Source organism: Caldicoprobacter sp., from assembly GCF_047459465.1.
Classification (GTDB): domain Bacteria; phylum Bacillota; class Clostridia; order Caldicoprobacterales; family Caldicoprobacteraceae; genus Caldicoprobacter.
Genome location: NZ_VSCO01000093.1, coordinates 1 through 7,207, shown reverse-complemented (window position 1 = coordinate 7,207; position 7,207 = coordinate 1). Strand labels below are relative to the sequence as shown.

Sequence of the window (7,207 nt, the reverse complement as noted above, 5' to 3'; positions counted from 1 at the left end):
AATTATTGATGCCTAGGTAGAGTATAAAGAGGAGGAGTTTTTTAATGATAAGCAAAAAGGCCGCTGCATGGGGAGCCGTTGTCATCATCCTCATCACTGCATTCTTTTCATCCTTTTTGACCTTTCAGGTTAGCAAGTATATCGACATCCAGAGTGGGAACAGGTATGTGGTGAGTAAGGAAGTATATCAGCTGCTTGAGAAATACCAGTTGCTAGAGGAAGTGAGGCAGACCATTGAAAAGGATTATATAGAAGAACCCGATAAGGACAAGCTGTTGGTCGGTGCTATAAAGGGCATGGCAGCCGCGCTGGAAGACCCATATACTTCTTATTTTACTGCCGAAGAGTACAAGGAATTTATCGTGCAGACCCAGGGAAGCTATGCTGGCATAGGTCTTATGGTCACAGTGGATGAAGAGGATAACCTGATAACTGTTGTTAGGGCTTTTAAGGACAGCCCCGCTGCCAAAGCCGGTATACAGCAGGGGGATAAGATCATCAGAGTCGAGGATATGGACGTAAGCGGGAGCGAGTTGGAAAAAGCGGTTAGCATGATGAAGGGGGAACCGGGTACAAAGGTGAACATCACCATCTTGAGGGATGGGAAGGAGCTTAACTTTACGCTAGAACGGGCTATCATCGAAATTCCTGACTTGGAATACAGGATGTTAGACAGCGATATAGGCTATATATGGCTGTACCAGTTTGATGAGAATTCGCCGAAAAACTTCAAGAATGCCATAGAGGACCTCAAGGGCCAGGGAATGAAAGGGCTTATACTGGATTTACGCGGCAATCCCGGTGGCCTGTTACAGGCATGTACTGAGATTGCTGATATGTTGTTGCCCGAGGGGTTGATTGTATACAGCGAAAATCGCCAGGGAATAGGAGAGAAGTACTATTCCGATAAGGAATATCTGGGGATTCCTTTGGTGGTGTTGGTCAACGAATACAGCGCTAGCGCCTCGGAGGTGTTGTCGGGCGCCATTCAGGATTATGGCGTGGGTACCATAATCGGAAAAACTACCTTTGGAAAGGGGTTGGTTCAAGGATTGCGGGGTCCATTTAAGGACGGTTCGGCTCTCAAAATAACCATTGCAAAATACTTTACTCCAAAGGGAAGGGATATACATCAAAAAGGCGTTGTGCCCGACATCGAAGTGGACTTGAGCGAGGAAGCTAAGAATTACCTAAGGGAAAATTCTGGCGGTGAGCTGCCGGAGGAACTGGATAACCAGCTACAAAAGGGCATTGAGGAGTTGAAGAAGATGCTCAGCCAGCACGAATAGGGGGTTTTTGGCTTGGCTTTGATAAAGCTCATATTTTCTTCTTTTGCGCAGGCTATAACCAGTTTGTTCTTTATTGGCATTGTGATGGTGGCTTATCTGTATATACAGAGGAATGCGCGGCTTGAGGAGTCGTGGCTGGGGGTTTTGCGTAATCCAGTGTCTACCCAGCTTGCTGATGTGGTGCTGTATGGCATGCTGGTGGGGCTGATGGCCAGCATCCTCATAGTGCTCATCGGCATCGCCATCGATTACAATGCCATACTCTTTATTTGGCCTCTAGCGCTGTTCCTTATGTTGTTCAATCAAAGGTATATATGCTTTTCCTATGCCGGAGGGATAGTTTCGCTGGTAAGCTTGCTTACCGGGTGGCCTAAAATAGACGTATCGTCCTTGATCGCCCTGGTTGGGGTATTGCACCTGATGGAGAGCTTGCTCATCATACTGGATGGCTATAAGGACAGCCTTCCTGTATGGACTGAACATAAGATGTTCAAGCCTGTGGGAGCCTATCTCATGCAGAAGATGTGGCCCATACCCTTGGTGGTGTTGGTGGTACCCGAAGCCAGCACCAGTCTGGCCCCGGGTGGGGCCGTTGCGATGCCGGACTGGTGGCCGCTCTTTAAACCGCAAACTATGTCTCAGGTATTTGCGCTCATACCCATTGTGGCCGTTTTGGGGTACGGCGATATTGCCATAACCCAGCTGCCCAAGGAGAGGGCACGGGAATCAGGATTTTGGCTGGGGGTATACAGCACGGCCATTCTGATCATGGCCGTGGTTTCTTCCAGGATTTACTGGGTAAAATACCTTGCGGCGGTGAGTACCCCTCTGTTTCATGAGCTGTTCATCATTCTGAGCAAACGGGAGCAGTTGCGCGGCAAACCGGCCTTCACGGTTCCTTGGAAGGGGCTTAGGGTGCTGGAAGTGATTCCTGAAGGCCCGGCGCAGAGAATGGGTATTCAACCCGGAGATATACTGCTTAAGCTTAATGGAAGGGATATAAACAGCGAGGATATGGTGGAGGAGGTTTTAAGCCAGTGCGGAGGCTTCATATGGGTGGACGTCGAGCGCAAAGGGAAGGCCATGACCCTGGAATACAGGGATTATCAGAAGGGAATCGATAACTTGGGCATTGTGTTTGTTCCACGCAACACCGGTAAATACTTTCGTATAGATGAACAAAAGGGGCTCATATTCAGGCTGTGGAAGGGAAGACGGCACAATTTAAAAGAGGCACAGGAAAAATAGCCTGTGCCTCTTTTAAATCGCTATGTTAAAAGGCGGGGTTTGATAGATGGTTTGCTGGGCAACAGGTTAAACTATAGATGAGGGATGAGCACAAAATTGAGGAAAGGGGAATATCGATGTCACAGGAAATGCAAAACCCAAAGGTAGGGCAGGGGAGTATCCCTAAATCCACCAATCCCTATGGACGTATAAAGCACGTGGTGGCGGTGATGAGCGGCAAAGGAGGAGTTGGCAAGTCATCCGTGACAGCGCTGCTTGCCACGTGGCTTCAGGATAAAGGATATAGGGTGGGAATCCTGGACGCTGATATAACCGGCCCTAGCATACCCAAGCTGTTTGGAATAAAAGGCAAGGCAAAGAGCAGGGAAGGTGCGCTGCTGCCAGCCGTTACAGCTAAGGGCATTGAGGTCATGTCCATAAACTTGCTTCTGGATAGGGAGGACCAGCCTGTCATATGGCGCGGCCCCCTAATATCGGGCGTCGTCAAACAGTTCTACGAGGAGGTGGACTGGGGCGATCTGGATTTCCTCATGGTGGACCTGCCGCCTGGAACGGGCGATGCTCCGCTGACGGTTATGCAATTCCTTCCTCTCGACGGGATGGTGGTGGTCACCTCGCCCCAGGAACTGGTGGGCTTGATAGTAAGGAAGGCTATACACATGGCTAAAATGATGAGCGTCAAAGTTGTGGGCTTTGTGGAGAACATGAGCCATCTTCAATGTCCCAAGTGCGGGGAGGTAATACAGCTTTTTGGTCCCAGCAAGGGAGAGCGGGTTGAAAAGGAAACGGGAATCCCCTTCCTGGGCAGCCTGCCTATCATACCCGATATAGCGCAGCTCGGCGATGAGGGGCGGATCGAGCTGGTACATCACCTGTATCCTGACTTTTTTAGGCCAGTTGCCCAAAGGTTTATGGAACGGTTTGAAGATTTTAAGGGCCCAGCTGGTGGAAGGCCATGACGCGTTAAGCTCCCCGGCTAAAGCCCTGGCTTATCACTATGGGCTGCAGTTGAGGAAAATCATAGATGTTTAGAGGTATTTCCTGGAGCAGCTTTACGGTGCCCTCCAGGTCTCTGACCAAGTCCAGATCGTTTTCAAAGAGTATTTCCCTTAGGGAGGTGTTTTCCCACTCCACCCACCTTACATATCTTTCCCTTTCTCTCATATACGCTTCAAAATTGCGATCGCTTTTTATCTTTTCCATGACCTCGTTGCACAGGAAAAGGTTGCAGACGTACGTCCTGTAGCGCGGCGGAAGGGAGCATCCGTAGCCGCTTTTGACAAAGGGGCAAGCCTTGAAGAATATGGAGTGGTCCCTGATGCTATCGGTATCGATCTTGTTTCCGCTTTCCATGTATTTCATATAGCCTTCCTCATCAAAGTATCCTTTGGCATGGATCTCAAAAGGATGTATTTCCGATGAAGGAAGCTTACTTATAGATTTTAATATGTGCAATCCTTTCAGCGAATGAGCCATCCTCTGTATGTCCAAAAGGGTGAATCTGGGGTAGTAATAACAGCACCCCCTGTTTTTAATGCTGCACAGGCTTATGCCCATGATACTGGTACAGTTTTTGCAACCGGTATAGACATATTGTGGTATACCATGATCTACGTTGACATATACCATTTCCATATCCAACCATCTTCCATTTTATTCAAATTTTTTACTTTTCTTATTATATTTTTGCTATTACGATAATGCAAGTTGTAATTTCGGGGAGAATATGCACAGAAAAATGTTAAAACGCATAAAGAGGTGAAAAATGGTTGTTGAGCTCCTTCAGATGAAGTGTGGTTTAATTATATTAAACCATAGTGAGCCGCCTGTATGTTTGTGGTTGTTGAATATCTACACACCATACAGGATCTCTCACTATGGTTTTTATTATTTTTAAATATGGCATTTAGTTTTACAATGAGCCATCCCGCATTTCCAGCGTTTTCACGGTTACATTTATGGTTTTGAATCAGGGTTAGGGATGAGACATAGAAAGTACAGTATTGACAAACGGCCGTTTAGTTAACTTTATCCTTAAACTGCTTTAATAACCGCAAGTAGTGGTTGGCTTCGCGCAATGTGTGATCAGCCAGCAATGGAATGATTATAGATTTGATCTTGCATTCCAGTAATCCCTGAGTTCCCTGGGCTTTAAAATCTCGAATTTCTTGGGTTGCTTTGAGGCTTTCTTCCGTAACCTTTGCTGGTGACGTTGTCTTTTCCAATGCAGCCTTTGCCTCTTTTATCAATTGGTCAAACTTATTCCCCAGATCATTGGCCTTCTTAAATAACTCCTCTTCGGTTGGGTCAAGTAATCCTCGGATGAATTTGGCGTGTTCAGCCATTATCCTGTTCCAGAATAGCTCCTGTTCAAGGGCTTCCTTAGCAAGATCGATTTTTTCTCCCCTTTGAATTCTCTTAATCGTCTGTAAATAGAGCTCTGCTTCCCTCCGAATGTGCTCAATCAACAAAGGATAGTTGATTGTAAACATGTCACAAGATAGAACGCGTGATAAAATTGCCGTCTTAAAGCTTATCAATCCGAAAATCAAGTTAATTGCCTTTTGGTTAAGCATAAAAACCCTCTGCTCAAGTAGCGGATTGATTCTTATCATATCTCGACTTAATAGCCTGTACTCCGCTTCAGTTAAATCGGTTGGTATCGGAATCCCTGTTAAATATGAAGAAACTGTTTCAGCTTCAAGCGTGTATTGCGTTACTACTTCTCCCGACCTGAGTACATCGGGGCTGACAATTCCATTAGAAAGGCAGATGGTCTCCCTTAAAAGTCCATCAAAAGCCATTCTAAAATCATCTGCTTGTTGGGCAAAATCCATATCTCTTGGGGTAAATCCTAATTGAAGGAAAAAAGAATGCTCTTTCATGATACGCGCAAAAAAAAGATGTACATCAATTGATTGCTGTACAAATTCCTTACTTGCAAACATTACCTATCACTCCCTGATCCTGAATGAACTGAAAATTACACTTTATTATATGTGTGGATTAAATGAGGTGTTACTGATGGTTTTATAAATGCTATATATCAATGATGGGAAAAGCGTTTTTCTACAATAAAGTTTAGGTTGTACATCATTTGTGGTATAATTGACCTTAAAGAGGTGAAAGCTGCATTATGCGTTTTAAGATAAAGTCGGATTTTAAACCCCAAGGGGATCAGCCCAAGGCTATCGAGGCCCTGGTGGAGGGTTTGAATAGGGGCGAGAAGCACCAAACCCTGATAGGGGTTACCGGTTCGGGTAAAACCTTTACCATGGCAAACATAATCGAGCGCGTCCAGCGCCCGACTCTGGTTTTGGCGCACAACAAGACGCTGGCCGCTCAGCTGTGTAGCGAGTTTAAGGCCTTTTTCCCCGACAATGCGGTAGAGTACTTCGTAAGCTACTACGATTATTACCAGCCGGAGGCTTATGTGCCGGCCACCGATACCTATATCGAGAAGGAGACCTCCATTAACGACGAGATAGAGAAGCTGCGCCATTCGGCTACTTCGGCGTTGTTCGAACGCAGGGACGTCATAATCGTGGCCAGCGTATCGTGCATCTATGGCCTGGGAAACCCCAAGGAATACAGGGACCTTACCCTGTCGTTGCGGCCCGGGATGGTAAAGGACAGGGATGAGGTGCTGCGCAAGCTGGTGGACATACAGTATCAGCGAAACGATATAAACTTCGTGCGGGGAACCTTCCGGGTCAGGGGAGATGTGGTGGAGATATTCCCTGCAGGGTCTTCCGGCCGGGCCATACGTGTGGAATTTTTTGGCGATGAGATCGACAGGATCGCCGAGATCGATGCCTTGACCGGAGAGGTGCTGGGGTACCGCACCCATGTGGCCATATTCCCTGCTTCGCACTATGCATCGTCGCGCGAACGCCTGGAACGAGCCATCGCACAGATAGAGCGTGACCTTGAGATAAGGGTTAAGGAACTGAGGGACCAGGGACGTTTGGTAGAAGCCCAGCGCCTGCTGCAACGCACCAACTACGACATCGAGATGATGCGCGAGGTGGGATATTGCAACGGCATAGAGAACTATTCACGCTATCTGGACGGCAGGCAGCCTGGCGAGCCCCCTTATACCCTGCTGGACTATTTTCCCGAGGACTTCCTCATGTTCATAGACGAGTCCCACGTCACCATACCGCAGTTGCGGGCCATGTATGCCGGCGACCGCTCCAGAAAGGAGAACCTGGTGGAGTACGGTTTTAGACTGCCGGCAGCTTATGACAACCGGCCTCTTACCTTTGAGGAGTTTGAAAGCAAGATAAACCAGGTCATCTACGTCAGCGCCACTCCGGGACCGTATGAGCTCAGCAAGTCGTCGCGCGTGGTTGAACAGATCATAAGGCCTACGGGACTGGTTGATCCCGAGGTGGTGGTGCGGCCGGTGGAGGGGCAGATCGACGACTTGATTGGCGAGATACGCCAGCGCGTTGAAAGAAATGAACGGGTGCTGGTTACCACTCTGACCAAAAAGATGGCCGAGAGCCTTACCGAATACTTAAGGGAGATGGACATAAGGGTACGGTATCTGCATTCGGACATCGATACCATCGAGCGCATGGAAATCATTCGCGACCTGCGAAAAGGCGAGTTTGACGTCCTGGTGGGCATTAACCTGCTCAGGGAGGGCTTGGATCTTCCTGAGG

Annotated in this window: 6 protein-coding genes; 4 read left to right on the top strand and 2 right to left on the bottom strand. The window is 47.8% G+C overall.

The annotated features are described in order from the left end of the window. Nucleotides 1-44 precede the first annotated feature (44 nt). From FWJ59_RS06770 to FWJ59_RS06760, 3 genes are all read left to right on the top strand, one after another. Complete coding sequence (locus tag FWJ59_RS06770; RefSeq protein ID WP_414481207.1) at nt 45-1,289, top strand: S41 family peptidase; 1,245 nt, start codon at nt 45-47, stop codon at nt 1,287-1,289. Between the two features lie 12 nt (nt 1,290-1,301). Next, nucleotides 1,302-2,537 (top strand): PDZ domain-containing protein, encoded by a 1,236-nt coding sequence (locus FWJ59_RS06765; protein ID WP_414481206.1) that lies wholly within the window; start codon nt 1,302-1,304, stop codon nt 2,535-2,537. Between the two features lie 77 nt (nt 2,538-2,614). Beyond that, nucleotides 2,615-3,496, top strand: coding sequence for an Mrp/NBP35 family ATP-binding protein (locus FWJ59_RS06760; RefSeq protein WP_414481205.1), 882 nt, complete (start codon nt 2,615-2,617; stop codon nt 3,494-3,496). A gap of 4 nt (nt 3,497-3,500) precedes the next feature. Here the strand turns inward: FWJ59_RS06760 and FWJ59_RS06755 are convergent, their stop codons facing one another. After that, the gene (locus FWJ59_RS06755) at nt 3,501-4,172 is read right to left on the bottom strand and encodes a hypothetical protein (RefSeq protein WP_414481204.1); all 672 of its coding nucleotides are present in this window, start codon (nt 4,170-4,172) and stop codon (nt 3,501-3,503) included. A gap of 383 nt (nt 4,173-4,555) precedes the next feature. Next, complete coding sequence (locus tag FWJ59_RS06750; RefSeq protein WP_414481203.1) at nt 4,556-5,485, bottom strand: DUF2935 domain-containing protein; 930 nt, start codon at nt 5,483-5,485, stop codon at nt 4,556-4,558. Nucleotides 5,486-5,673: 188 nt separating this feature from the next. On the opposite strand from FWJ59_RS06750, the gene uvrB reads away from it, so the two are divergent. Continuing rightward, nucleotides 5,674-7,207 (top strand): excinuclease ABC subunit UvrB (uvrB, locus tag FWJ59_RS06745; protein WP_414481202.1); only part of this gene is annotated, 1,534 nt, incomplete at its 3' end.

Bases quoted from the DNA above. Each gene is read 5' to 3' on its own strand.
- FWJ59_RS06770 (WP_414481207.1), top strand. From the start codon at position 45: ATGATAAGCAAAAAGGCCGCTGCATGGGGAGCCGTTGTCATCATCCTC.
- FWJ59_RS06755 (WP_414481204.1), bottom strand. From the start codon at position 4,172: ATGGAAATGGTATATGTCAACGTAGATCATGGTATACCACAATATGTC.
- FWJ59_RS06760 (WP_414481205.1), top strand. From the start codon at position 2,615: ATGAGGGATGAGCACAAAATTGAGGAAAGGGGAATATCGATGTCACAG.
- FWJ59_RS06750 (WP_414481203.1), bottom strand. From the start codon at position 5,485: ATGTTTGCAAGTAAGGAATTTGTACAGCAATCAATTGATGTACATCTT.